This window comes from Streptomyces sp. ITFR-6 (assembly GCF_031844725.1).
Lineage (GTDB): Bacteria > Actinomycetota > Actinomycetes > Streptomycetales > Streptomycetaceae > Streptomyces.
On sequence record NZ_CP134612.1, the window covers coordinates 799,788 to 824,795 of the forward strand.

The following is a 25,008-nucleotide window of genomic DNA, read 5'->3' on the forward strand; positions in this document are numbered from 1 at the left end:
ATACGCCTCATGCTCCCAGAGGCGAGCCTCTCAGATGACCGGAGGGCGGCCTAGTCGCGTCAGCCGCCACACCGTACGCCACTTCATGGGGCGTCGCGGTCCGCAGGGCTTCGACCAGCCCTCACGGAAGCCGCCGAACCACGCCTTGAGCGCCGGTCCGGACGGCCTGCGGAGCAGGGTCAGCAGCAGCCACACGCCGAGGTACACGGGGACCAGGGGCGCGGGCAGGTTGCGGCGGGCCAGCCAGACCCGGTTGCGGGCCACCATGCGGTGGTAGACGGCGTGCCGGGACGGGGCGGTGGTGGGGTGGTTCAGCACCATGTCGGCGCGGTAGTCGATCAGCCAGCCGGCGTCCAGCGCCCGCCAGGCCAGATCGGTCTCCTCGTGCGCGTAGAAGAAGTCGCCCGGCAGCGGGCCGACCTCCGCGATGACCCGGGTGCGTACGGCGTTGGCGCCGCCGAGGAACGTCGTCACCCGGGACGAGCGCAGCGGGTCGGCCGCCCGCAGCCTCGGCACATGGCGGCGCTGGGTCTCGCCGGTGTCCGGGTCGGCGATGCGGAAGCTGATGATGCCGAGCTTGGGATCGGCCTCGAACGCCTGCCGGCACAGCTCGGCGGTATCGGTGAGCGGCAGCAGCCCGTCGTCGTCCAGGAACAGCAGGGCGTCCACGTCGGCGCCGGACGGCCCGAAGGCCTCGATGCCGACGTTGCGGCCGCCGGGGATGCCCAGGTTCTCGGGCAGCTCGACGGTGCGCACGCCCGCGGGGACGTCCGGTACGGGCGAACCGTTGCCGACGACGACCACCTCGATCCGGTCGCCCTTCTGCGCGGCGACCGAATCGAGCAGGGCACGCAGCTCGGCCGGGCGGTTGCCCATCGTGATGATGACCGCGCCGAGTTTCATGGGGGTGCTCACTTCAGTCTGCTCGATGCCAGGACCGACACGAGGTGGAGGAGGGTCTGCAGCAGGGCGATGCCGGCCAGCACCGCGACCGCGAGGCGGCTGAAGAAGAGGTCGTCCCGGACGGCGTCCAGGACGGCCGCGGCCAGGATCACCAGCGAGGCCTCGACGCAGAGGATCAGCCGGTGGAACTTGAGCGCACCGGCCGCCCGGCGGGCGAACGCCATGCCGGAGGAGCGCGGCTCGGACGCCGCCTCCTTGACCGGCGGCAGCCCGCCCTGGTGGCGTGCGACCCCGACCAGGTCGGTCTCGGCCTTGATCAGGATGGCGCCCAGCGCCGCGAGCGTCCCGAGGAAGGCCCAGAGCCAGTCGATCCGTCCGTTGCCCCACAGGTCGGCGGCGCGCAGGCCGAAGCCGACCAGCACGGCGGCGTCGCAGAGGTAGGCGCCCACCCGGTCCAGGTAGACCCCGCCCAGCGAGAACTGCTTCTTCCAGCGGGCCAGCTCGCCGTCGACGCAGTCGAGCAGCAGGTAGAGCTGGACCATGACCACGCCGAGCAGCGCGCCGGTGATGCCCGGAACGAGCAGGGCCGGGGCGGCGAGCACACCCGCGATGGTCATCAGGTACGTCAGCTGGTTGGGCGTGATCCTGGTGTTCACCAGGTACCGGTCCACACGCAGCGAGACCTCGCGCATGTATATCCGGCCCGCCCAGTGTTCGCCGCTGCGCCGGTCCTTGACGCCCGGGGGGTGAACGACAGGACGGAGTTCAGCTACTGATGGTCTTGGCATAGTCGGCGTACGCGTCCCTGATCTGGTCGGTGGACAGGCTGAGGTGTTCCAGGACCGTGAAGCGTCCCGGACGGGTCTGCGGGGCGTAGCCGACGGCCTGGACGAACTCGTCGGCGGTGAAGCCGATCTCCGTGGGCAGGACCGGAAGGCCGTGCCGGCGCAGGACCTCCGCGAAGAGGCCCGACTCCTCGCGGGCTCCGCGCAGGTGCATGGCGAAGGCCGCGCCGAGGCCGACCTGCTCGCCGTGGCTCGCGGCCCGCTTGGGGAAGAGCAGATCGAAGGCGTGGCTGATCTCGTGGCAGGCGCCGGACGAGGGGCGGGTGTCGCCGCTGATCGAGATGGCGATGCCGGAGAGCACCAGCGACTCCGCGAGAACGGTGAGGAACTCGTCGTCCGCGACGGTGCCCGGGTGGCGCAGCACCGCCTCGCCCGCGGTACGGGCCATGGCCGCGGCCAGCCCGTCGATCTGCTCGTCGTTGACCTGGTGCGAGAGTTCCCAGTCGGCGATAGCGGAGATGTTGGAGATCGCGTCACCGATGCCGGAGCGCACGAAGCGGTCCGGGGCCTCCCGGATCACCGAGAGGTCGATGACCATGGCGATCGGCATCGGGACGCCGTAGGAGCCGCGTCCGTTGTCGTTGTCCAGGGTCGCGACGGGTGAGCAGAGGCCGTCGTGGGCGAGGTTCGTGGCGACGGAGACCAGTGGCAGGCCGACCCGGGCCGCGGCGTACTTCGCCACGTCGATGATCTTGCCGCCGCCGAGACCGACGACCGCGTCGTACCGCTTGCCCTTGATGTCGTCGGCCAGCTGGACGGCGGCGTCGATGTTGCCGGCCGGCACGCAGTACCAGTCGGCGCCCGGCAGGGCGGGGGCGAGCTTCTCGCGCAGGGCCTGCCCCGAGCCGCCGCTGATCGCGATCGCGAGCTTGCCGGAGGCGGAGATCCGCTGGTCCGCGAGGAGGCCGGCCAGGTCGTCCATCGCGCCCCGGCTGATGTCGACGAAGACCGGGGAGGGGATGAGCCGGGTCAGTACTGGCACGCGATCTCCCGGCCCTTCGCGAGGTCGTCGTGGTTGTCGATCTCGACCCAGGTGACCTCACCGATGGGGGCGACGTCGACGGTGAAGCCCCGGTTGACGAGCTCCTGGTAGCCGTCCTCGTAGTACAGGTCCGGGTCGCGCTCGAAGGTCGCCTTCAGCGCGTCGGCCAGTTCCTCCGCGGCCTCGGCCTCGATGAGGGTGACACCGATGTACTCGCCGGTCGCGGTGGCCGGGTCCATCAGCTTGGTGATCCGCCGGACGCCCCTGCCCTCCTCGGTGATGACCTTCATCTCCTCGTCGGCGAGCTTCTTCACCGTGTCGAGGGCGAGGATGATCTTCTGGCCCTTGCCGCGCGCGTCCAGCAGCGTCCGCTCCACGGACACCGGGTGCACGGTGTCGCCGTTGGCGAGGATCACGCCGCGCTTGAGGACCTCGCGGGCACACCACAGGGAGTAGGCGTTGTTCCACTCCTCGGCCTTGTCGTTGTCGACGAGGACGATCTTGAGGCCGTACTTCGCCTCCAGCTCCTCCTTGCGGTCGTAGACGGCTTCCTTGCGGTAGCCGACGACGATCGCGACCTCGGTGAGGCCGATCTCCGCGAAGTTGGCCAGGGTGAGATCGAGGACGGTCTTCTCGCCGTCCACCGGCACGAGGGCCTTGGGGAGCGTGTCGGTGTAGGGACGCAGACGCCGTCCCGCGCCCGCTGCCAGTACGAGGCCGATCATGCGGGTTCTCCTTCGTCGTGAACGGCGGGCGCCCCGGAGGACACCCAGAAGCGGATGGACTCCACCAGCACGACCAGTGCCACGGCCACCGCGAGAGCGGTGAGCGCCACGGTGAATCCGGAGTCCCGGGTGAATACGGCCGCGAGTACGGCCACCGCCAGGACCCGGCCTTCGTGCCCGCCGATCGTGCGCACCAGCCACTGGGGCGGCGCGCCCGTGTCGCCTCGGATGCGGTACACCGTGTCGTAGTGATGGTAGGCGACCGCCGAGACGAGCCCGAAGGCCGCGGGAAGCGCTCCGTCTATGTCACTGCGGGCGGCCAGCGCGAGGATCGTGCAGTACTCGGCCGCCCTGAAGACCGGGGGTACGAGCCAGTCGAGTGTGCCCAGGAGCGGGCGGGCGACGGCCATTCCGGAGCAGACCGCGTAGAAGACCGCGGCGACGATCATCTGGCGGCTGCCGAACGGCTGCTGGAGCGCGGCCGCGATCAGCGCGCCGGCGCCGACGACCGCCAGCACCGGGGCGGTCCAGGCGCCCGGGATCCTGGGGCTGACCGCCGCCACCAGCTGGGCGAACGGGCCGGAGTCCGCGAGGTCCGCGAGTGCCTGCGCGGCCCGGGGTGTGCGCCGGGCCCTGCGGGTCAGCGAGCGCAGCAGCCGACCGGCCGTGGTGTAGCAGGCCGCGAAGGCGCAGCCGACGAGCAGCGCGTAGAAGACGATCCGGGGCGTGGTGAACGCGGTCAGTACGGCGATCATCGCCCAGCGCTCACCGATCGGGAGCACGATCATCCGGCGTATCCACACCGTCCAGGAGACGCTGTCGAGTTTGTCGGAGAGGGCCGCCGTGGGGCTGGAGTTCGCCACCGCGTCGTGGTTGGCCTCGGTGAACGAGAAGTCGACGACGTGCCGGCAGGACTGGAGCACCATCGCGCCGAGCGCCAGTACCCAGACGTCGTCGCCGCCCTGGGCCGCGCCGAGTGCGAGGCCCGCGTAGTAGGCGTACTCCTTGGCGCGGTCGAAGGTGGCGTCGAGCCAGGCGCCCAGCGTCGAGTACTGGAGCGAGTAGCGGGCGAGCTGCCCGTCGGTGCAGTCCAGGACGAAGGAGAAGAGGAGCAGCAGCCCGGCGGCGACGTATCCGCCGCGGGTGCCGGTGGCCGCGCAGCCGGCCGCGATCAGTGCGGCCAGCAGCGATGCGGTCGTGACCTGGTTCGGGGTGAATCCGCGGCGCGCGCACCAGCGGGCGATGTAGCGAGAGTACGGGCTGATGCAGTACGTGGTGAAGAAGCCGTCGCGGGCCTTCACGGCGCTGCGCAGCCGGATCGCCTCGTCGTCGACTGCGGCGACCGAGGCGAGCGCGGCGGCGCGGCCGGCCTCGTCGGCCGGGACGGCCGCGACGAGCGAGCCGAGCTCCGGCCGCTGCACCGCGGTGCCCTCGGTGTCTATCATCACGGCGAGCCGGCCGGGCACGGTGCGGTCGGTGGCCGTGACGGTGTCGCCGGTGGGGGCGCCGGCGCCGACCGCCTCGCCGGCGCTGCTCATGGCGTCGTCCAGGGCGGCACGCGCCTCGGGCCGCACGGTGAGCGCGCCGGGCACGGTGACGGCGGGGTAGCGGGGGTCGGTCAGTCCGAGCCGCAGGGCGTGGAGATGGCCGACGAAACGGGGGTCGACGAGCGCGACCCGAGTGTCGGCGGGGACGACGGACAGCAGCCGCGCGGCCTCACTGACATCGGCGGCGGCCTGTACGTCGAAGCCCAGTGACCGCAGATCGTCCTCGATGGACGATCCGGGCACCGGAGCACCTGTGAGAATGGCGGTCGACAGACGAACTCACTCCTTGGTGCTGACACGGGTCGGCGCCCGACGGTACGGCCCCGAAGCGGGCCGGCGGCATGTCGGCAGAGGCTATCGGATGAACGGAAGCGTAAGTTCACTGCCCGTTTGTGCTCCGTTCCGGGCAGGCCGGGATGATGCGGCGCCGCCCGCGATCATCATCGTCGATGGCGGCCTCGACTGACAAAACGCGGTGGGCGGCCCTGCCGTGCCGGTGCGCGGGGGCGAGCGGGCCGGGTCGTTAGGGTGGCGCGCATGACATGGCTGATCACCGGCGGAGCGGGATATATCGGAGCACATGTGGTGCGGGCCATGAAGGAGGCCGGTGAGCGGGTGGTCGTTCTCGACGACCTCTCGTCCGGCAACCCGGACCGGCTGCCGGACGACGTCCCGCTGGTCCGGGGCGCGACGGCCGACCGCGCGCTGCTGGACCGGGTGCTGGCGGAGCACGGAGTGAGCGGTGTGGTGCATCTCGCGGCGAAGAAGCAGGTCGGCGAGTCCGTCGAGAAGCCGCTGCTGTACTACCGGGAGAACATCGGCGCGCTGACCGTCCTGCTGGAGGCCGTCGCGGCCGCCGGGGTGCGGCGCTTCCTGTTCTCCTCCTCGGCCGCGGTGTACGGCGTACCGGAGGCGGAGCTGATCACGGAGGAGGCTCCCCGCGTCCCGATCAACCCGTACGGGGAGACCAAGCTCGCCGGGGAGTGGCTGGTGCGGGCCGCCGGGCGGGCGCACGGGCTGTCCACCGGCTGCCTGCGCTACTTCAACGTGGCGGGCGCGGCCGCGCCGGAGCTCTCGGACACCGGCGTCTTCAACGTGATCCCGATGTTCTTCGACCGGCTGACCCGTGGCGAGGCCCCGCTGATCTTCGGTGACGACTACGCGACCCCGGACGGCACCTGCATCCGCGACTACATCCACGTGGCCGACCTGGCCGACGCGCACCTGACCGTCGCCCGGCGGCTCACCGCCCAGGACGGCCCCGGGGACCTGACCGTCAACATCGGTCGCGGCGAGGGCGTCTCGGTGCGCGAGCTGGCCGCTCTGGTGGCGGAGGTCACCGGCCTTGACCGGAAGCCCGAGTTCGGACCCCGGCGGCCCGGGGACGCCTCGAAGGCGGTCGCGTCCTGCGACCGGATCTCCGGGGAACTGGGCTGGGCGGCCCGTCGCGGGGTCCGCGAGATGGTCGAGTCGGCCTGGCGGGGCTGGCTGCTGCACCACCCCGCCCCGACTGCGTCCTGAGTCGTTCCGCCGGCCGTCCGCCGCTCTGACCTGCGAGCATTTTCGCAGGTCAGACTAGTTGGCAACGATGTTCACTGCCGTGTTGCCCGATACCCCCCGCCCGTAGTTCACTGGCATTGCCCGGGGCGAAACGCCTCCGGGTCCGCGCGACGACCGGGAGGCGTCCCCATGGGGGCTGGGCACGATCACGGACATACGCACGGCGGCCCCGTACCGACCGGCACGGCGGCCGCCGCGTACCGGGGGCGGCTGCGGATCGCGCTGGGCATCACGCTCACCGTGACGGTCATGGAGATCGCCGGCGGTCTGTTCTCCGGTTCCCTGGCGCTGATCGCCGACGCCGCCCACATGGCGACCGACGCCCTCGGTCTGGGCATGGCACTGCTGGCGATCCACTTCGCCAACAGACCGGCCGGCCCCAACCGAACCTTCGGCTACGCCCGCGCCGAGATCCTCGCCGCGCTGGCCAACTGTCTGCTGCTGCTCGGGGTCGGCGGCTACCTCCTGTTCGAGGCGGTGGAGCGCTTCGTCAGCCCGGCCGAGACCAGGGGCGGGCTCACGATCGCCTTCGCCCTGGTCGGCCTGGTGGCGAACATGGTGTCGCTGTCGCTGCTGATGCGCGGGCAGAAGGACAGCCTCAATGTCCGGGGCGCCTATCTGGAGGTGCTCGCGGACACCCTCGGCTCGGTGACCGTGCTGATCTCCGCGGGCGTCATCCTGGCCACCGGCTGGCAGGCCGCCGACCCGATCGCCTCGCTGCTCATCGGCCTCATGATCGTCCCGCGTACGGTGAAGCTGCTCAGGGAGACGCTGAACGTCCTGCTGGAGTCGGCGCCCAAGGGTGTCGACATGGGTGAGGTGCGCGACCACATCACGGCGCTGCCCGGGGTGCTGGACGTCCACGACCTCCATGCCTGGACGATCACCTCCGGCATGCCGGTGCTCTCCGCCCATGTGGTGGTGCACCAGGAGCTGCTCGACTCGATCGGGCACGAGAAGCTCCTGCACGAGCTCCAGGGCTGCCTCGGCGACCACTTCGACGTCGAGCACTGCACCTTCCAGCTGGAGCCGAGCGGGCACGCGGAGCACGAGGCGAAGCTGTGCCGCTGAGCGGCTGAAGGCCCGTGAGCCCAAGCGGGGCGGCGGCCGCCAGAAGGCCGCCGGAAGCGCCGATGTACGGTGGAATCCACTCTCGATCAAAGATTCCTCACCTTGTCCCGCACCGACGACACACGGCTCTGGACGACCCGCCCGGAGACGCCCTCGGACATCGCCGCCGTGCACGCGGTGAACGCCGCCGCGTTCGAGACGCGCGCTAAGGCCGATCTGGTCGACGCCCTGCGCCAGGACCCGGCGGCCTGGCTGCCCGGTCCCTCCTTCGTCGCCCAGGCGGCCGACGGATCCGTGGCCGCCCACGCCCTGCTGACCCGCTGCCTGGTCGGGGGCGCTCCGGCGCTGGCCCTCGCCCCGGTGGCCACGGCGCCCGAGTGGCAGCGCCGGGGCGCCGGGCAGGCCGTGGTGCGCGCCGCGCTCGACGCGGCACGGGCGCGGGCGGAGTCGCTGGTCCTGGTGCTCGGACACCCCGAGTACTCCCCGAGGTTCGGCTTCGTGCCCGCCTCGCGGTACGGCATCCGGCCGGGCTTCGAGGTGCCGGACGAGGCGATGATGGCACTGGTTCTCGATGATTCCGGGCCGGTGCCCCGGGGCATGATCCATTATCCGGCGGCCTTCGGGGTCTGACGTGCGGTCCGGACCCGTGGGGCGCCCGCGTGGCGCCGCCGGACTGGACATGCGGGGACCGAAGTGCGGACAAGCCACGTTTGTACGGCAGACTTGCGCAGACTCGACGGGACCGGCGCACGGGGCCGGGACCACAGCGAAGGATGGGTATGCCGACCACACCAGCCACCGCGGCGAACAGCTCGTCGAACGGCACAGCAGAAGCGATCATGCTCGAACTGGTCGACGAGAACGGCACCACCATCGGCACGGCGGAGAAGCTCGCTGCCCACCAGGCACCCGGCCAACTGCACCGCGCCTTCTCGGTGTTCCTCTTCGACGAGCAGGGCCGGATGCTGTTGCAGCGGCGCGCACCGGGGAAGTACCACTCCCCCGGTGTCTGGTCCAACACCTGTTGCGGTCACCCGTATCCGGGCGAGGCGCCCTTCGCCGCCGCCGCCCGGCGGACGTACGAGGAGCTGGGCATCTCCCCCTCGCTGCTGGCCGAGGCGGGCACCGTCCGCTACAACCACCCGGACCCCGCCTCCGGGCTGGTGGAGCAGGAGTTCAACCACCTCTTCGTGGGCATGGCGCAGGAGCGGCTGCGGCCGGATCCGGAGGAGGTGGGCGAGACGGCCTTCGTATCGGCCGGGGAGCTGGCCGAACGGCATGCGGCGGCGCCGTTCTCGGCGTGGTTCATGACGGTGCTGGACGCCGCCCGTCCCGCGATCCGTGAGCTGACCGGCCCGGCGGCCGGCTGGTAGACGGGGAGGACCGCCGGGAGGCGGAGGGGCCGGTCAGAGGCGCGTTGTGAGCGGCAGCACCGCCCAGATGACCTTTCCGCCGCCCGCGGTGTGCTCCACGTCGCAGGCTCCGCCCGCCTCCCTGGTGATCTCCCGTACCAGCAGCAGCCCGCGCCCGCCTGTCTGCGCGTAGTCGGTCTCCAGCGCCGTCGGGCGGTACGGGTGGTTGTCCTCGACGGACACCCGGACCCAGTCGGCGCCCACGGCCACCTCCACGGCGAGCTCGGGGGAGAGCAGCGCCGCGTGCTTCACGGCGTTGGTGACCAGCTCGGAGGCGATGAGCAGCAGCCCCTGGGCGATGTCGTCGTCCAGGGGCACGCCCTGGCGGTCCAGCAGATCGCGTACGGCGTGCCTGGCCCGGGGTACGGAGACATCCGTGGCCGGGGCGGTGAACCGCCACACCCCTTCGTACGACACGGGCCCGGCGGGGACACTCCCGCGGCTCTCCATAGACCGGTACCCGCTCTCCACTCGATGGTGACTGCACGTCGAGTACAGGGTGCGGGGCGTAGTCGGTCCGGTCCGTACCACTGAACAGAAGTCGACTTCTATCGACAGTATTTGGCCGGACTGCTTTGGATATATCAGCTGTCGGACCGCTTTTGCTCATTCTCTGCGGGCTGCTCCTGCCCTGACTGGTCCGGCCCCAGCTGGTCCGAGACCATCGAGACGATCCGGCGGCCGCCCACACCGATCGCGATGAGCCCGAGTCCGTCGAAGAGCAGCGCGAGCGAGAAGAAGCAGCCGAGCACATAGAGGCTGCTGTGCGGCCAGTCGAAGAGGACCAGCAGGCCCAGCAGCAGCCCGAAGGCGCCCTGCAGCAGCGTCCAGCCGAACTGCGGGCCGCGCACCACGACACTGCCGACGAGGCGGAACACGCCACCGGTCAGGAAGAGCAGCGCGGCGAACATCGTCAGCGCCTCCGCCGTGCCGTGCGGATGGCGGATGACCACGACCCCGGCGGCGATGTTCAGGGCGGCGACCACCACGCCCAGCCAGAAGTAGTTGGTGCCGCGCGACTGGATCGCGTGGAGCAGCCCGACCAGGCCGCCGACCAGCAGCAGCCAGCCGAAGAGGATCATCGAGGTGAGCGTCGCGACGCCGGTGTAGACGAGGCCGACCAGACCGGCGACGACGAGAACTGCTCCGAGCAGGGCCAGGCCGCTGAAACTGCGGCTGAGCCTCCTGCCCTCTTTCGCGGGATCGGCCACCGGAAGCTCCTCGGGGTGCGTGCCTGCTGCGTGACCCCTTCTTGATCATAGGTTCGAACGGTACGGATAGCATCCGGCGCATGGACCGTACGGAACCCCGGCTGGAGCTCGCCGTCGCGGACGGCGTCGCCACCCTCGTCATCAGCAATCCCGCCAAGCGCAACGCCATGACGGCCGCGATGTGGCGCTCTGTGCCCGTACTGCTGGCGGAGCTGGCCGCCGACGCCTCGGTGCGGGTCCTGGTGCTGACGGGCGCCGGGGATACCTTCTGTGCCGGAGCCGACATCTCCTCCCTGCGCGATCCGGCGGGCGCCCCGCAGGGGCTCGCGGTGGCGGCGGAGGAGGCGCTGGCCGCCTTCCCCCGGCCGACGCTCGCCTCTGTGCGCGGCTACTGCGTGGGCGGCGGAAGCCAGCTGGCGGCGGCCTGCGATCTGCGGTTCGCCGAGGAGGGCGCGTCGTTCGGTGTCACCCCGGCCAGGCTCGGGATCGTCTATCCCGCGTCGTCGACCCGCCGGCTGGTCGCGCTGACGGGCCCCGCCACGGCGAAGCACCTGCTGTTCTCCGGTGAGCTGATCGGTACGGACCGCGCGCTCAGGACCGGCCTGGTCGACGAGGTGCTGCCTGCCGGCGAGCTGGACAAGCGGGTCGAGGCCTACGCCCGGGTGCTGGTGTCCCGTTCGCAGCTGACCCAGGCGGCCGCGAAGGAGTTCGCCTCCGGGCGCGAGGAGCGGGACGCCCACTGGGCGGACCAGGCGCGCCGCAGCGGCGACACCGCGGAGGGGGTCGCCGCCTTCCTGGAACGGCGCGCGCCCCGTTTCACCTGGCCGTCCCGGGCGTGAGCGCTCCCCGCCGCCGCGGGACCGCTACCGAAGGACGTGGCGGCTCCGGGCCCGCCACTCCTCGACGACATCGGCCGGGGCCTTCTGCGGGGATCCGGCGTCGTAGGGCGGCTGCGGGTCGTACTCGGTCAGCAGCTGGACGGACTGGGCGTACCGGTCGCCGGCGATACGGCCGAGCAGGGTGAGGCCCATGTCGATGCCGGAGGAGACGCCCGCGGCGGTGACGTACTTGCCGTCGGTGACGACGCGTTCGCCGGTCGGCTCGGCCCCGTAGCGCTTCAGCGTGTCGAGGGCGAGCCAGTGCGAGGTGGCCCGCCGCCCCCTGAGGAGTCCGGCGGCCGCGAGCAGCAGTGAGCCGGTGCACACAGAGGTCGTCCAGATACTGGTGGCGTCGGCGGCGCGCAGCCAGTCGAGCAGGGTCTCGTTGGCCATCTGGGCGCTCTGCCCCGGACCGCCGGGAACGATCACCAGATCGGGCGCCGGCACCTCGTCGAGCGTCCGGTCCGCGACCAGCGACAGGCTGCCGGAGTCGTTGCGCACGGGACCGGTGCGCTCGGCGACGAAGACGGTCTCGGCGCCCGGGGCACGGGAGAGGATCTCGTACGGTCCGACGGCGTCGAGCGCGGTGAAGCGGTCGAAGAGGACGATGGCGATCTGCATGGGACTGCCTTCCTTCCGGTCAGAGACCGTTGGTGACGGGTCGGGTGGGTCCGGCCGGCGGCCGGGGAGCGAACCGCCTGCGGTATTCGGCGGGTGCGGTGCCCAGCGCCTTGACGAACGCGCGGCGCATCGCCTCCGGCGTGCCGTATCCGCACCTCCGCGAGATGCCGGCGACACCGTCCGAGGTGTCCTCCAGCAGCCTGCGGGCCTCTTCGAGGCGGACGCGGTCGACGTACCGGCCGGGTGTCATGCCGGTCTCGACCTGGAACGCGCGGGCGAAGTGGCGCGGCGAGAGCCGGGCGCGGGTGGCGAGGGCCTCGACGGACAGGTCCTCGCCGGGGTGTCCGGTGATCCAGTGCTGGACCTCGCGCAGCGGTTCGCGGCGGGCTGTCTGGGCGGTGAGCTGGGCGCTGAACTGGGACTGGTTCCCCGGCCTGCGCAGGAAGACCACCAGATGCCGGGCGACGGTGAGCGCCACGTCCCGGCCGTGGTCCTCCTCGACGAGTGCGAGGGCGAGGTCGATGCCCGCGGTGACCCCGGCGGAGGTGGCCAGCCTGCCGTCCCGCACGAAGATCGGTTCCGGGTCGACCTCGACGGCCGGATACCCGCGGGCCAGGTGGTCGCAGAGCGTCCAGTGCGTGGTCACCCGGTGCCCGTCCAGCTGTCCGGCCTCGGCGAGCAGCAGGGCGCCGCTGCAGACGGAGACGAGCCGTTCCGCGTGCGGGGCGTGCTCGCGCAGCCAGTCGACGAGGGCGGGCTCCGGGGCGCGGGTGCCCTGGCCGCCGGGGACGAGCAGGGTGTGCGCGGGTCCGGCGTCCGCGAGCCCGGTGTCGGGGACGAGGGTGAGGCCGCTCGACGAGCGGACCGGGGCGCCGTCCAGCGAGGCGGTGCGCAGTTCGTACGAGACCTCCGGGAACCGGGCGGCTCCGGAGAAGACCTCCATCGGGCCGCTGACATCGAGGCTCTGGACGCCGTCGAAGAGCACGACGAGTACGGATCGCTGCTTCATGTCCGTCATCCTGGGCCGCCTCCCGGATGGCCGCAATGACGTGTTACCCACCTTTCCTGCCATGGCGGGCCGCGATACAGGTCACTGGTGCCCCGGGGTTCCGACACGTACCGACCAGTCGGTAACGTGCGGGCATGAGTACTCTGCCTCCCCGTGCCGGACGCCGCTGCCACAACGTCGTCAACCCGGTCCACTCCTCGCTGTACTTCTCCCCCGACCTCGGCAAGGAGCTCGGCGCGATCGGGGTCACCGACTCCCCCGCCGCGTACTTCGCCTCCCGCGCGGCCGCCATGGGCGCCGTCGGCCCGGGAACGGTCACCGCGACCTTCTACAACTTCAACCACGAGCTCGTGGCCGCGCACCTGCCCGCCGTCTGGGACACCGCCTCGCCGGAGGCCGTTCTCGCGGCGCGGCTGCGTGCCGCCGACTCGACGCTGCGGCGCCTGCTGGGCGAGGAGGTCATCGCCTCCCCCGAACTGGCCGAGGCCGCACAGCTGGCCCTGCGCGCCGCCGAGGGCTGCACGCGACACGCCCGGCCGCTGTACGCGGCGCACGCCGACCTCCCGGTGCCGGAGCAGCCGCACCTGGCGTACTGGCACGCCGCGACACTGCTGCGCGAGCACCGCGGTGACGCCCATCTCGCGGCCCTCCTCGCCGCCGGGCTCGACCCGGTCGAGGCCCTCGTCAGCCACACCGCCACCGGCAAGGGCATGGCGCCGCGCTGGGTGCTGGCCACCCGAGGCTGGCACCGCAGCGACTGGGAGGACGCCTCCGCACGGCTGCGGGCGCGTGGACTGCTCACCGCGGAGGGCGAGTTGACGGAGGCCGGCACCGCGCTCCGGACCGGGCTCGAAGAGACCACGGACCGGATGGACCTCGCGCCGTACGAGCACCTCGGCGGTGCGGGGGTGGCCCGGCTGACCGAGCTGGGAGGCGGGATTCTCCAGAAGGCGATGGCGGCGGGCGCGTTCCCGGCGGATCTCAGGGGATAGCCGGCCGGGCCGACGGCGGCCCGTATGTGGAGTGGCCGGGCGACACGGCGCCCGGCCACCCGGCAGAATGCAGGCGAGTGGCCCGGGACCGGTCCGAACCGCGGACCCCGGGGCCCGACCAGCACAGCCAGTACGAGAAGGCGAGTCGGTAAAACCGTGACGACGTCCATCGAAGGCAGGATCGCCGAGGAGCTCGGCGTACGGGAGCGACAGGTGAAGGCGGCCGTCGAGTTGCTCGACGGCGGATCGACCGTGCCGTTCATCGCGCGCTACCGCAAGGAAGCGACCGAGATGCTCGACGACGCGCAGCTGCGCACGCTTGAGGAGCGGTTGCGGTATCTGCGGGAGCTGGAGGACCGCCGTGCCGCGATCCTCGAATCCGTACGGGAACAGGGCAAGCTCGACAGCGCGCTGGAGGCGCGGATCCGGGCCGCCGACACGAAGGCGCGCCTTGAGGACATCTATCTGCCGTTCAAGCCGAAGCGGCGCACGAAGGCGCAGATCGCCCGGGAGGCCGGGCTCGAACCGCTCGCCTCCGGCCTGCTGGACGATCCCTCGGTGGATCCGCTCGTCGCGGCCTCGCCGTTCGTCGACGCGGACAAGGGCGTCGCGGACCCGGCGGCGGCGCTGGAGGGCGCGCGGGCCATCCTCGCCGAACGGTTCTCAGAGGACGCCGACCTCACCGGCGAACTGCGCGAGCGCATGTGGACCCGGGGCCGGCTGGTGGCGAAGGTGCGGGACGGCAAGGAGGAGGCGGGCGCCAAGTTCGCGGACTACTTCGACTTCACCGAGCCGTTCACCGCACTGCCCTCGCACCGGGTGCTGGCGATGCTGCGGGGTGAGAAGGAGGACGTGCTCGACCTCGTCCTGGAGCCGGAGGAGCCCTCTCAGACGCCCGGCCCCTCGTCGTACGAGAACATGGTCGCCCGGCGCTTCGGGGTGAACGACCGGGGCCGCCCCGGGGACAAGTGGCTGGCCGACACGGTGCGCTGGGCCTGGCGCACCCGGATCCTGGTCCACCTCGGCATCGATCTGCGCCTGCGGCTGCGCACGGCGGCGGAGGACGAGGCGGTACGCGTCTTCGCGTCGAACCTGCGCGATCTGCTGCTCGCCGCGCCGGCCGGCACGCGGGCGACGCTCGGGCTCGACCCGGGGTTCCGTACCGGGGTGAAGGTCGCCGTCGTCGACGCGACCGGCAAGGTCGTCGCGACCGATGTGATCCACCCGCACGTGCCCGCCAACAAGTGGGACCAGTCGCTGGCGAAGCTGGAGCAGCTGGCGAAGGCGCACGACGTCGATCTGATCGCGATCGGCAACGGCACGGCATCGCGCGAGACGGACAAGCTCGCCGGTGAACTGTGCGACAAGCACCCGGAGTTGAAGCTCACCAAGGTGATGGTCTCGGAGGCCGGCGCCTCCGTGTACTCGGCGTCCGCCTTCGCCTCGCAGGAACTCCCCGACATGGACGTCTCGTTGCGCGGCGCGGTCTCGATCGCGCGCCGTCTCCAGGACCCCCTGGCGGAGCTGGTGAAGATCGACCCGAAGTCGATCGGGGTCGGGCAGTACCAGCACGACCTGTCGGAGGTGAAGCTGTCGCGCTCGCTCGACGCGGTCGTCGAGGACTGCGTGAACGGGGTCGGGGTCGACGTCAACACCGCCTCCGCGCCGTTGCTTTCACGGGTCTCCGGCATCGGTTCCGGGCTCGCGGAGAACATCGTGGCGCACCGCGACACCAACGGCCCGTTCCGCTCCCGCAAGGGGCTCAAGGACGTGGCCAGGCTCGGCCCGAAGGCGTACGAGCAGTGCGCGGGCTTCCTGCGGATCCGGGGTGACGACCCGCTGGACGCGTCCAGCGTGCACCCGGAGGCGTACCCGGTGGTCCGGGCGATGGTGAAGCGGACGGGCGGCGACGTCGCGTCCCTGGTCGGCAACACTGATGTGCTGCGGTCGCTGCGGGCCGATGACTTCGTGGACGAGAAGTTCGGGCTGCCGACCGTCACCGACATCCTCAAGGAACTGGAGAAGCCGGGGCGCGACCCGCGTCCGGCGTTCAAGACGGCCACCTTCAAGGAGGGCGTCGAGAAGATCGGCGACCTGGCGTCCGGGATGGTGCTGGAGGGGGTCGTGACGAACGTCGCGGCGTTCGGCGCGTTCGTGGACGTCGGGGTGCACCAGGACGGCCTGGTGCACGTGTCCGCGATGTCGAGGACGTTCGTCAAGGACCCGCGTGACGTCGTGAAGCCGGGTGACGTCGTCAAGGTCAAGGTCATGGAGGTCGATATCCCGCGCAAGCGGATCTCGTTGACGCTGCGGCTGGACGACGAGGCCGGTGCGGGTCCGGGTGCACGGGCCGGCTCCGGTACCGGCCGTCCGGGCGGACCGGGCGGACCGGCCGGCTCGGGCGGCGAGCGGGGCGGACGCCCGCCGCGCCAGCGTCAGGGCCAGGGCGGTCAGAGCGGTCAGAGCGGTCAGAGCCAGGGCGGCCAGGGGCGCGACCGGCGCGGCGGCGGCAACGGCGGCGGCAGGCAGGCTCCGGCCGCCGCTCCGGCCAACGGGGCGATGGCCGACGCGCTTCGGCGGGCCGGGCTGCTGGACCCGAAGCAGGGCGGCAAGAAGCGGTAGCGGCAGCCCGTCCGGGGCATCGGGGCGGGGTGGGGAGAGGTTCGCCGGAGGCGGCTCTCTCCCCACCCCGCCCTTTCGTATACCCAGGGGCAGTTTCCGGCCGCCGGTCCGCCCACACCGGCCGACGCTGACGCACGCCCCCTCATCCATCGACTGCCCCGTGCTCCGGCAGACCCGCTTTCACGTCGGTATACCAAGTCGGTCTCAAGTGGCGAATCCGTAGAAAATTTGTGTCGGCCGACTTGCCCCATTCATACGCCAAATCCCCCTGCAAATCAGGCAAACGCGGTCGTGGACAACTCGATGGCTCGAAAGCCCGCTGGTATACCGTTCGGCCCAACGAGTGCCCACGTACACCCACGTCGGTACTCGTTGCTCCGTCCTGCCCCCCTGCCGTCCCCAAGGAGGCTTGATCCCATGCGTCGAATTCCGGCCGCTCTGTCGGTGGCCGCACTGCTGGCGATCACCACCGCATGCAGCTCGCTCTCGCCGCTCGGCAAGGAGACCACCACCCAGCCGCGCCTGACTGATATGCGTCCGGTGCGCGACGGCGGCACGGTCACGATCGGGCTGAAGTCCGATCCCGACAGGCTCGACCCGGGCCTGACCACGACGCTGGTCGCCCGCACCGTGTTCACGTCCATGTGCGAACAGCTCTACGACGTGGACCAGGACAACATGTTCGTCCCGCAGCTCGCCGCCACCCTGCCGAAGATCACCGACGGCGGCCGCACCTTCACCGTCCGCAAGGGCGCCAGGTTCAGTGACGGTGCCCGGCTGGACGCCGCCGCGGTGAAGGCCTCGCTCGACCGTCATCTGCATCTGCGGGGCTCCGGCCGGGCCTCCGAGATCGACTCCGTGGAGAAGGTCACCGCGACCGGCCCGTACACCGTGCGGCTCTCGCTGAGCCACCTGGACGTACCGCTGCTGGGCCGGCTGGCGAACACCGCCGGGCTGATCATGTCCCCGAAGGCGATCAAGAAGTACGGCGCCGACTTCGCCACCCATCCGTCCTGCGTCGGCCCGTTCAAGTACGTCAAGCGGGTCGTCGGGGACCGGATCGAGCTGGAGAAGGACCCGCTGTACTACGACGCGGACAAGGTCCACCTCGACGGCGTCATCTACAAGACGATCACCGACGGCTCCATCCGGATGGCCAACATCCGCTCCGGTGACGTCCAGATCGGCGACCAGATGGGCCCGGTCGAGGTCCGCAACTCGATGGGCGAGAAGGGGCTCCAGCTCCTGAACACTCCGTCGCTCGGCTACATGGCGCTGACCCTGAACGTCGCCAACTCGCACGGCATCGACGCGGACCCCAGCCCCGTCGACAGCCCCTTCGGCCGCGATGTGCGGGTCCGGGAGGCCTTCGACCTGTCGCTGGACCGGGCGCTGATCAACAAGCTGGTCTTCCAGGGCATGTACGAACCGGCCTGCGGCCCGGTGCCGCCGGGAACGCCCCTCAGCTCCCCGGTCACCTGCCCCGGACGGGACGTGGCGAAGGCGAAGCGGCTGCTGAAGGCGGCCGGGGTGAAAACGCCGGTGCCGCTGGAGCTGATGATCAACACCACCCCGGAGGACAGCCGCCTCGGCCAGGTCGTGCAGGCCATGGCCGCCGACGCCGGCTTCGACGTCAAGCTCCGCCCCACCGAGTTCGCGACCGGGCTGACCCGGACCCTGGCGGGCGACTTCCAGGCGAGGACCGGCGGCTGGGGCGGTCAGCCCGACCCCGCGGGCAACATCGACAGCCTCGTCGGCACGACGGGCAGCAACAACCAGGGCAAGCTCTCCGACCCGACGATCGACCGGCTGATCGTGGAGGGGCGCAGCACCTCCGACGTGGCGAAGCGCCGCGAGATCTACCGCGAGCTCACCGCCGCGATCAACAAGCAGCACGGGGTCATCTACCTCTACCGCAACATCAGTTACGTCTCCGCCTCGCAGGACGTGAGCGGCATCAAGCTCTCCGGTGACGGCCTGATCAGGGTCAAGGAAGCCGGATACACGAAGGGGAGCCGGTGACCATCCTCCGCAGACTGCTCACGTCGTACGTGAGCCGCCGCATCGGCCAGTCGCTGGTGACGATGGTGCTCGTCAGCATCACCGTGTTCCTCGGGGTCCGCGCGATGCCCGGCGACACCGCTCAGGCGCTCGCCGGTGAACAGACCTCCCCCGAGGTGCTGGCCGCGATCCGCTCCGAGTACGGGCTCAACGACAACATCGCCGTCCAGTACTGGCGTTACGTCTCCAACGCGGCCACGGGCGACTTCGGCACCTCGGCCCGCACCGGCCTGCCGGTGCTCGACTCCATCACCCTGGAGCTGGCCGCGCTGTCCCTGCTGATGGCAGTCGTCGTCGGCATCGGGGCCGGGGTCATGGCCGCCGTGCGGCGCGGCAAGCCGGAGGAGTGGCTGGCCAACGGCATCGCCCTGCTCGGCATGTCGATCCCCGCCTTCTGGCTGGGCATCGTGCTGGTGCTGGTGTTCGCCATCGCCATGCCGGTGTTCGCGGCCTCCGGCTTCGTACCGTTCAGCACCGACCCGCTGGAGAACCTGCGGCGGCTGGTACTGCCCGCCATCGTGCTCGGCTCCGGCCTCGCCGCCGTGGTGATGCGCCAGACCAGAGCCGCGATGATCGACGCGATGTCCTCCGACTACGTGCGCACCGCACGTGCCAAGGGGCTGTCCCCGGCCGCGGTGATCGGCCGACACGGGCTGCGCAACTCGCTCGTCACCGTGATCACCGTGCTGGGTCTGCAGCTCGGCCACCTGATCTCCGGCGCCGTCGTGACCGAGCAGGTCTTCGTGCTGCCCGGCTTCGGCAAGCTCACCATCGACGCGGTCTTCACCCGTGACTACGCCATGGTCCAGGGCGTCGTGCTGTTCACCTCGGCCGCCTACATCCTGATCAATCTGCTGGTCGACTTCCTGTACTCGGTCGTCGACCCGCGCATCCGGCTCGGAGGTTCCCGATGACCCTCTCCCCGTCGACGGCGGCGGCGCCCGCGCCGGCCGCCACGGCACCTCCCGCGTCCCGGCCGCCCACCCGCGCGGCACGCCTCGCCACCTCGCTGCGCCGGCTGCGGCGCAACCGGCTGGCGCTCGTGGGCGCGGTGCTCTCCGCCGTGTTCGTCCTCGTCGCCATGGTCGCCCCGCTCATCGCCCCGTACGACCCGGCGCTGCCGGACTTCGACGCGGCGCTGCGGGAGCCCAGCTGGTCTCACTGGCTGGGCACCGACGACCTGGGCCGCGACCAGCTGTCCCGGGTGCTGGTCGGTGTCACCGCGTCCATGCAGGTCGGGGTGCTGGCCGTGCTGCTGGCCTTCGTCGTCGCCGTGCCGCTCGGACTGGTGGCCGGTTACTACGGGAAGTTCGCGGACACGGCGGTCTCCCGGCTGGCCGACACCATGCTGGCGTTCCCGTTCCTGGTGCTGGCCGTGGGACTCGCCGCGGTGATGGGCCCGTCCCTGGAGAACGCGACCATCGCGATCGGCATCTCACAGATCCCCGGCATCGTCCGCGTCACCCGTGCGGAGACCCTGCGGCTCAAGCACCTGGACTACGTCGGTGCCGCGACGGCCAACGGCGGCGGTGACGGCGTGATCCTGTTCCGCCACATCCTGCCGAACGCCACCTCGACCCTCATCGTGCAGGCCACCGTGGGCATCCCGTCCGCGATCATCGGTGAGGCGGTGCTCAGCTTCCTCGGCCTCGGGGTGCAGCCGCCCTCGCCGTCGCTCGGCGTGATGCTCTCCAGCGCCCAGCCGTTCATCGCGGACGCGCCCTGGATGGCGGTCTTCCCCGGCCTCGTCATCGTGCTCGCCACTCTGGCGTTCAACCTGCTCGGTGACGGTGTGCGCGACATCCTCGACCCCCGTGGAGGTTCCCGGTGACCGAAGTCGAAACGTCCACCGCGACAGCCGCCGCGCGGAGCTCGGAGCCGGTTCTGCGGGTCCGCGATCTCACGGTCTCCTTCCACGGCGCGGAGCGCACCGTGCACGCCGTGGACGGTGTCTCCTACGACCTGTCGCCCGGCGAGGTGCTGGCCGTGGTCGGCGAGTCCGGCTGCGGCAAGTCCGTCACCTCCATGGCGGTGATGGGGCTGCTCCCGCCGACCGCCCGGATCGGCGGGTCCATCACCCTGGACGGCCAGGAGCTGGTCGGCGCGCCGGAGAAGAAGCTGCGCTCGCTGCGCGGCCGCCGGCTGTCGATGATCTTCCAGGAGCCGATGACCTCGCTCAACCCGGTGCTCACCATCGGCCGGCAGATCACCGAGGTGCTCCGCCGCCACCAGGGGCTCGGCCGGAGCGAGGCCAGGGAGCGGGCCGTCGAACTGCTCGGCATCGTCGGCATCCCCGCCCCGCACAAGCGGGTGGACGAGTACCCGCACCAGCTGTCCGGCGGGATGCGGCAGCGCGTGATGATCGCGATCGCCGTCGCGTGCGACCCCGCGGTCCTGATCGCCGACGAACCGACGACCGCCCTCGACGTGACCGTGCAGGCGGGCATCCTCGATGTGCTCCGCTCGCTCCGGGACCGGCTCGGTACCGCGATCGTGCTGATCACGCACGACCTCGGGGTCGTCGCGGACACCGCCGACCGGGTCCTGGTGATGTACGCGGGCCGCCCGGTCGAACAGGCCTCGGTGGACGAGCTGTTCGCCGCCCCGCAGCACCCCTACACCCGGGGCCTGCTCGGGGCCGTACTGCGCCCCGGCAGCCGGGGTGCGAACGGGCGGGACCGGCTCAACGAGATCCCCGGACTGGTGCCCGATCTGCGCGAACAGCCCGCGGGGTGCAGCTTCGCCCCGCGCTGCGCCTCCGCGGACGCGGACTGTCTGACGGACCGCATCGCGGTGATGTATCTGGGCCGGATCGTCGAACAGGCCCCGGCCGCCGAGCTGTTCGCCTCTCCGAAGCACCCGTACACACAGGCGTTGCTCTCCGCGGCGCCGGTGCCCGACCCGGCCGAGCAGCGCGGCCGCAGCCGGATCGTGCTCGGCGGCGATCTGCCCAGCCCGCTGGACCCGCCGCCCGGCTGTCACTTCCACACGCGGTGCCCGCTGGCCACCGAGCGGTGCCGTACGGAGTCACCCGCGCTGCGGACCCTGCCGGTGGCGGCGGACCCGTCGGTCACCCGCGAGGTGGCGTGCCACCTCGCGGCGGACGACGGCACCGTGCCGGACGCCGCGGAGCCGGCCGCGTAGCAGCGCTGCCGGACACCGAAGGAGCCCGTCCACCTCGTGGTGGACGGGCTCCGGCGTTTCGTGGCCGGGGTCAGCCGACGAGCTCCAGGCCGTCGGCGACGACGCGGCCCGCGTGCAGGACCGTGCGGTCGTCGCTGCGGTCCATCACGGCGGAGGCGACGGTCTCGCCCTCGACCAGCAGCAGATCGGCGGGGTCACCCACGGCGACGCCCGGCCGGTCCGCGACGGACGTCAGACGCTCCGGGCCGCCCTGGAGGATCGAGTGGCCGCCCCGGGTGGCGACGGCCACGCAGTGCTCGATCAGCTCGTCGGCCCGGTAGCGGTTGGTGAAGGCCAGCTGCCAGGTGCGGTCCAGCATGTCGCCGTTGCCGTACGGGGACCAGAAGTCGCGCTGGCCGTCCTCGCCCAGGCCGACCCGCACCCCGGCGGCGGTCAGCCCGGCCAGCGGAAGGGCGTGCTGCTGCTGGGCCGGGGCGATGGTCGCCATCGCGATGTCCAGCTCCGCGAACTCCTCGGTGAGGCGCCGCGTCGTCGCCTCGTCCACGGTGCCGAGTTCGTACGCGTGCGAGAGCGTGACCTGCCCGGCCATGCCGAGGGCGCGCACCCGCTCCAGGATGAGGTCGACGCTGAACACGCCGAGCGCGCCGGGCTCGTGGAGGTGGATGTCGATCGGTGCCTGGTGGCGCTCGGCCAGACCGAAGACGACGTCGAGGTGGCGGACGGGGTCGCGGTCCAGGGTGCACGGGTCGATGCCGCCGACCACGGCGGCGCCGGAGGCCAGCGCCTGGTCCATCAGCTCCGGCACGCCCCTCTCCTTGAAGAGGCCGGCCTGCGGGAAGGCCATGATCTCGACCTCGCACCGGTCCGCGTGCGCCTCCTTGGCCGCGAGGACGCCCTCGAAGCGCTCCAGTCCGCAGTCCGCGTCGATCTGCGCGAAGCTGCGCACCCGGGTCGTGCCGCGCTCGATCATGCGGCCGAGGGTGTACGTGGCCCGCTCGGCGACGGTCCACTCGTCCTCGCGCCAGTGCGCGCGGTCGTTCATCGTCATGCCCCAGACGCCCGGCTTGCCGGTGTGGGGGCGGAAGGGCAGCCCTATGCGGGTGGAGTCGAGGTGGCAGTGGACGTCCGAGAACGAGGGCAGCGCGAGCCGTCCCCGGCCGGCCACGGTGTCGCCCGTGCCGGTGCGGGCGGGGTCGTGCGGGGTGATCGCCGCTATCACGCCGTCCTTGATCTCGATGTCGCGGGGCTCGCCGCCCCAGGGACGGACGTCTGTGATCAGCATGTGGTGCATCTCCTCGGTTGGCCGCCGGGTGCCGGCGGTCGGGGTGGGTCGGGGCCCGGACCGGACGGCGCCGGCCGGGCGGGTCACTCGGCGGGCAGCACCTCGGCCAGGGTCGCCAGGGACGGGCCCCGGCCGCGCTCGATGTGCGCGTAGGCGAGGGCGTCGGCCAGGTCGGGTTTGCCCGCGCAGATCGCCGCGCAGATGTCCTGGTGCTCGGTGCACTGGACGCGCGGGTCGAGGTTGCCGGTGAGGGTGAACAGCCACTGCACCAGGCCGAGCGAGGGCTGGAGCGCGTCCTGGAGCAGCCGGTTTCCGGTCATCGCGACGATCTCGGCGTGCAGAGCGGTGTTGGCGGCGGGGATCTCGTGGACGTCGCCGCGCCGGGTGGCGTCCTCGGCCGCCTCCATGAGGGCGCGCAGCCGGTCGCCGCGGTGCCCGGCGGCGCAGGCCTCCGCGGCCCTGCGGGCGGCGAACACCTCCAGACTCAGGCGCAGGTCGAAGAGTTCCGCGACGTCGCGCAGCGAGAGGTTGCGCACGGACGCGCCGCGCCGCGGGGAGATCACGACGAGGCCCTCGCCGGTCAGCCGGGTGAGCGCCTCGCGGACGGGGATACGGGAGAAGCCCAGGGCCTCAGAGAGCTCGCGTTCCCGCAGCCGGGACCCGGGCGGGTAGGCGCCGGACAGGATGCCGGCCCGGATCGTGCGCTCGGCGTGGTCGGCGTGGGACTCACTGGCGTCGGGCGATTCGGTCGTCGTCATCGTGATGTCGTCTCCTCGAACGGCGGGAAGGTCGGCGGGAACAGCGCGTCGGCACCCCGGCGGTGCACGTCGCGCTCGGCGTAGCCCTCACGCATCCTCTCGAAGAGTTCCTGCGCGCGGCGGCGCAGGTTGGCCAGGTCGGTGCCGGGGATGCGGCCGTCGGTCATGACGGGGCGTCCCGCCACGACGGAGTGGGTGGCCTGCCGGGCGGTGCCGTGGAGCAGGAAGGTGCGGACGGGGTCGTCCCGGACGCCGTCGCGGATGTCGTCGAGCCGGAACGCGACCAGGTCGGCCTGCGCGCCGCGCTCCAGCCGTCCGAGGTCGGCGCGGCCCAGTGCGCGGGCCCCGCCGAGGGTGGCCGCCTCTACGTAGTGCTCGGCGGGTGCGGCGTCCGCCCGGCCGTCGGCGGTCTTCGCGAGGTGGACGCCCGTGTCCATGCCCCGGATCAGGTCGGGCGGGAAGGAGTCGGTGCCCAGGCAGAGGTTGATGCCCGCGCGCCGGTATGCGCCGAAGGAGTGCAGCACCTGGCCGTAGCGCAGTGAGGTCTGCGGGCAGTGGATGACGGAGACGCCGGCCGCGGCGAGGGTGGCCAGGTCGCCCCTGTCCTCGCCGTGGACCGAGGGATGGCGGTCGGTGAAGACTCCGTGCGGGACGAGCAGCCGGGTGTCCAGAAGGCCGGTGCGGCCCCGCTCCTCTTCGAAGGCGACGTGGCGGCCGCCGTCGGGGCGGGCCACGTTGACGCCGGATCGGTAGGCGGGGCCCAGGTAGCCGCGCAGTCCGATGCGCCGGGAGGTCTCGGCCATGGTGACGAGTTCGTCGTACGGCTCGGCCCAGGCGCTGTGCACCTCTGAGGCGATGGGCATGTACGTGGTGATGCCGTGCAGGGCCAGCTGGACCAGGGCGTATTCGCGGACGGTGGCCCGTTCCGCCGGGGTGAAGACGTCGCGCCGGCGGTGGTCGAAGTACTCCTGCGACCAGAGGAGTCCGGCGGCGCGGGCGGGCGGCGCCCAGGAGTCCAGGACGAGGTGGTCGATGTCGGTGAGCGCGTCGAGGTCGATGAGTCCGGGCATCACCAGGGCCTCGCCCAGGTCCAGTTCGACGTCGACGGGGCCCTCGTAGCCGCGTCCGACGTAGCTGATCGTGTCGCCCTCCCACACGATCTCGCCGTCCCGCAGAAGCGCGTGACCGCCGTCGCGGTGGGCGAGGACGTGGGTGGCACGCCAGCGGGTTCGCACGGGGCCTCCTGCGGGTGCGGGTATACCGGTCGCGTTCCGGCCGGGCGACGGGAACGGCGGCTCCCCGGCCGGAACAAGGCGACAGTAACACTTGGCATACCAAGCGCCCGCACCTTCAGGAGTTATGAGAAGTAAGTCGGAATTCGTCCC

Annotated in this window: 23 protein-coding genes; 11 read left to right on the forward strand and 12 right to left on the reverse strand. The window is 71.7% G+C overall.

Going from position 1 to position 25,008, the window contains the following annotated elements; genetic code table 11:
- Nucleotides 1-30 precede the first annotated feature (30 nt).
- The 5 genes from RLT59_RS03460 to RLT59_RS03480 are packed head-to-tail and all read right to left on the reverse strand — an operon-like array spanning nucleotide 31 to nucleotide 5,275.
- Nucleotides 31-903, reverse strand: a complete 873-nt coding sequence (locus RLT59_RS03460) for a glycosyltransferase family 2 protein (RefSeq protein WP_311307604.1) — start codon at nucleotides 901-903, stop codon at nucleotides 31-33.
- A gap of 8 nt (nucleotides 904-911) precedes the next feature.
- Nucleotides 912-1,691, reverse strand: a complete 780-nt coding sequence (locus RLT59_RS03465; protein WP_311301982.1) for a CDP-alcohol phosphatidyltransferase family protein — start codon at nucleotides 1,689-1,691, stop codon at nucleotides 912-914.
- Nucleotides 1,669-2,730 carry an iron-containing alcohol dehydrogenase family protein gene (locus tag RLT59_RS03470; protein ID WP_311301983.1) on the reverse strand — a complete coding sequence of 354 codons (1,062 nt, stop codon included), beginning with the start codon at nucleotides 2,728-2,730 and terminating at the stop codon, nucleotides 1,669-1,671. Before RLT59_RS03470 ends, RLT59_RS03465 begins: the two co-directional genes overlap by 23 nt.
- Complete coding sequence (locus RLT59_RS03475; protein WP_311301984.1) at nucleotides 2,718-3,455, reverse strand: phosphocholine cytidylyltransferase family protein; 738 nt, start codon at nucleotides 3,453-3,455, stop codon at nucleotides 2,718-2,720. The genes RLT59_RS03470 and RLT59_RS03475 overlap by 13 nt, the downstream gene beginning before the upstream one ends.
- Nucleotides 3,452-5,275, reverse strand: a complete 1,824-nt coding sequence (locus RLT59_RS03480; RefSeq protein ID WP_311307605.1) for a DUF5941 domain-containing protein — start codon at nucleotides 5,273-5,275, stop codon at nucleotides 3,452-3,454. Before RLT59_RS03480 ends, RLT59_RS03475 begins: the two co-directional genes overlap by 4 nt.
- 264 nt (nucleotides 5,276-5,539) lie before the next feature.
- Between RLT59_RS03480 and galE the strand changes: the two genes are divergently transcribed.
- From galE to idi, 4 genes are all read left to right on the forward strand, one after another.
- Complete coding sequence (galE, locus tag RLT59_RS03485) at nucleotides 5,540-6,523, forward strand: UDP-glucose 4-epimerase GalE (RefSeq protein ID WP_311301985.1); 984 nt, start codon at nucleotides 5,540-5,542, stop codon at nucleotides 6,521-6,523.
- Nucleotides 6,524-6,691: 168 nt separating this feature from the next.
- Complete coding sequence (locus RLT59_RS03490; RefSeq protein ID WP_311301986.1) at nucleotides 6,692-7,633, forward strand: cation diffusion facilitator family transporter; 942 nt, start codon at nucleotides 6,692-6,694, stop codon at nucleotides 7,631-7,633.
- A 102-nt stretch (nucleotides 7,634-7,735) separates the two neighbouring features.
- The gene (locus tag RLT59_RS03495; protein ID WP_311301987.1) at nucleotides 7,736-8,263 is read left to right on the forward strand and encodes a GNAT family N-acetyltransferase; all 528 of its coding nucleotides are present in this window, start codon (nucleotides 7,736-7,738) and stop codon (nucleotides 8,261-8,263) included.
- A 149-nt stretch (nucleotides 8,264-8,412) separates the two neighbouring features.
- Nucleotides 8,413-9,006: an isopentenyl-diphosphate Delta-isomerase gene (gene idi, locus RLT59_RS03500; RefSeq protein WP_311301988.1), complete on the forward strand. Its 594-nt coding sequence runs from the start codon at nucleotides 8,413-8,415 to the stop codon at nucleotides 9,004-9,006.
- A gap of 33 nt (nucleotides 9,007-9,039) precedes the next feature.
- Here the strand turns inward: idi and RLT59_RS03505 are convergent, their stop codons facing one another.
- Nucleotides 9,040-9,495, reverse strand: a complete 456-nt coding sequence (locus RLT59_RS03505) for an ATP-binding protein (protein ID WP_311301989.1) — start codon at nucleotides 9,493-9,495, stop codon at nucleotides 9,040-9,042.
- Nucleotides 9,496-9,629: 134 nt separating this feature from the next.
- A complete protein-coding gene (locus RLT59_RS03510; protein ID WP_311301990.1) occupies nucleotides 9,630-10,256 on the reverse strand; it encodes an HdeD family acid-resistance protein in 627 nt (208 codons plus the stop codon).
- A gap of 80 nt (nucleotides 10,257-10,336) precedes the next feature.
- Between RLT59_RS03510 and RLT59_RS03515 the strand changes: the two genes are divergently transcribed.
- Nucleotides 10,337-11,095, forward strand: a complete 759-nt coding sequence (locus tag RLT59_RS03515; protein ID WP_311301991.1) for an enoyl-CoA hydratase/isomerase family protein — start codon at nucleotides 10,337-10,339, stop codon at nucleotides 11,093-11,095.
- A 24-nt stretch (nucleotides 11,096-11,119) separates the two neighbouring features.
- On the opposite strand, the gene RLT59_RS03520 is transcribed toward RLT59_RS03515, so the two are convergent.
- A complete protein-coding gene (locus tag RLT59_RS03520; RefSeq protein WP_311301992.1) occupies nucleotides 11,120-11,755 on the reverse strand; it encodes a DJ-1/PfpI family protein in 636 nt (211 codons plus the stop codon).
- Between the two features lie 19 nt (nucleotides 11,756-11,774).
- Complete coding sequence (locus RLT59_RS03525) at nucleotides 11,775-12,764, reverse strand: GlxA family transcriptional regulator (protein WP_311301993.1); 990 nt, start codon at nucleotides 12,762-12,764, stop codon at nucleotides 11,775-11,777.
- Between the two features lie 134 nt (nucleotides 12,765-12,898).
- Between RLT59_RS03525 and RLT59_RS03530 the strand changes: the two genes are divergently transcribed.
- The 6 genes from RLT59_RS03530 (at nucleotide 12,899) to RLT59_RS03555 (ending at nucleotide 21,583) form a co-directional block, all read left to right on the forward strand.
- Nucleotides 12,899-13,756 (forward strand): SCO6745 family protein, encoded by an 858-nt coding sequence (locus RLT59_RS03530; RefSeq protein WP_311301994.1) that lies wholly within the window; start codon nucleotides 12,899-12,901, stop codon nucleotides 13,754-13,756.
- 156 nt (nucleotides 13,757-13,912) lie between these two features.
- Nucleotides 13,913-16,378, forward strand: coding sequence for a Tex family protein (locus RLT59_RS03535; protein WP_311301995.1), 2,466 nt, complete (start codon nucleotides 13,913-13,915; stop codon nucleotides 16,376-16,378).
- 417 nt (nucleotides 16,379-16,795) lie between these two features.
- Nucleotides 16,796-18,400 carry an ABC transporter substrate-binding protein gene (locus RLT59_RS03540; protein ID WP_311301996.1) on the forward strand — a complete coding sequence of 535 codons (1,605 nt, stop codon included), beginning with the start codon at nucleotides 16,796-16,798 and terminating at the stop codon, nucleotides 18,398-18,400.
- Complete coding sequence (locus tag RLT59_RS03545) at nucleotides 18,397-19,353, forward strand: ABC transporter permease (protein WP_311301997.1); 957 nt, start codon at nucleotides 18,397-18,399, stop codon at nucleotides 19,351-19,353. The genes RLT59_RS03540 and RLT59_RS03545 overlap by 4 nt, the downstream gene beginning before the upstream one ends.
- Nucleotides 19,350-20,270, forward strand: a complete 921-nt coding sequence (locus RLT59_RS03550; RefSeq protein WP_311301998.1) for an ABC transporter permease — start codon at nucleotides 19,350-19,352, stop codon at nucleotides 20,268-20,270. The genes RLT59_RS03545 and RLT59_RS03550 overlap by 4 nt, the downstream gene beginning before the upstream one ends.
- Nucleotides 20,267-21,583: an ABC transporter ATP-binding protein gene (locus RLT59_RS03555; protein WP_399124746.1), complete on the forward strand. Its 1,317-nt coding sequence runs from the start codon at nucleotides 20,267-20,269 to the stop codon at nucleotides 21,581-21,583. The genes RLT59_RS03550 and RLT59_RS03555 overlap by 4 nt, the downstream gene beginning before the upstream one ends.
- 70 nt (nucleotides 21,584-21,653) lie before the next feature.
- Here the strand turns inward: RLT59_RS03555 and RLT59_RS03560 are convergent, their stop codons facing one another.
- From RLT59_RS03560 to RLT59_RS03570, 3 genes are all read right to left on the reverse strand, one after another.
- Complete coding sequence (locus RLT59_RS03560) at nucleotides 21,654-22,865, reverse strand: amidohydrolase family protein (RefSeq protein ID WP_311301999.1); 1,212 nt, start codon at nucleotides 22,863-22,865, stop codon at nucleotides 21,654-21,656.
- Nucleotides 22,866-22,948: 83 nt separating this feature from the next.
- Complete coding sequence (locus tag RLT59_RS03565; RefSeq protein WP_311302000.1) at nucleotides 22,949-23,623, reverse strand: GntR family transcriptional regulator; 675 nt, start codon at nucleotides 23,621-23,623, stop codon at nucleotides 22,949-22,951.
- On the reverse strand, nucleotides 23,620-24,858 hold the full coding sequence (locus tag RLT59_RS03570) for an amidohydrolase family protein (protein WP_311302001.1): 1,239 nt from the start codon (nucleotides 24,856-24,858) through the stop codon (nucleotides 23,620-23,622). Before RLT59_RS03570 ends, RLT59_RS03565 begins: the two co-directional genes overlap by 4 nt.
- Nucleotides 24,859-25,008: the final 150 nt, after the last annotated feature.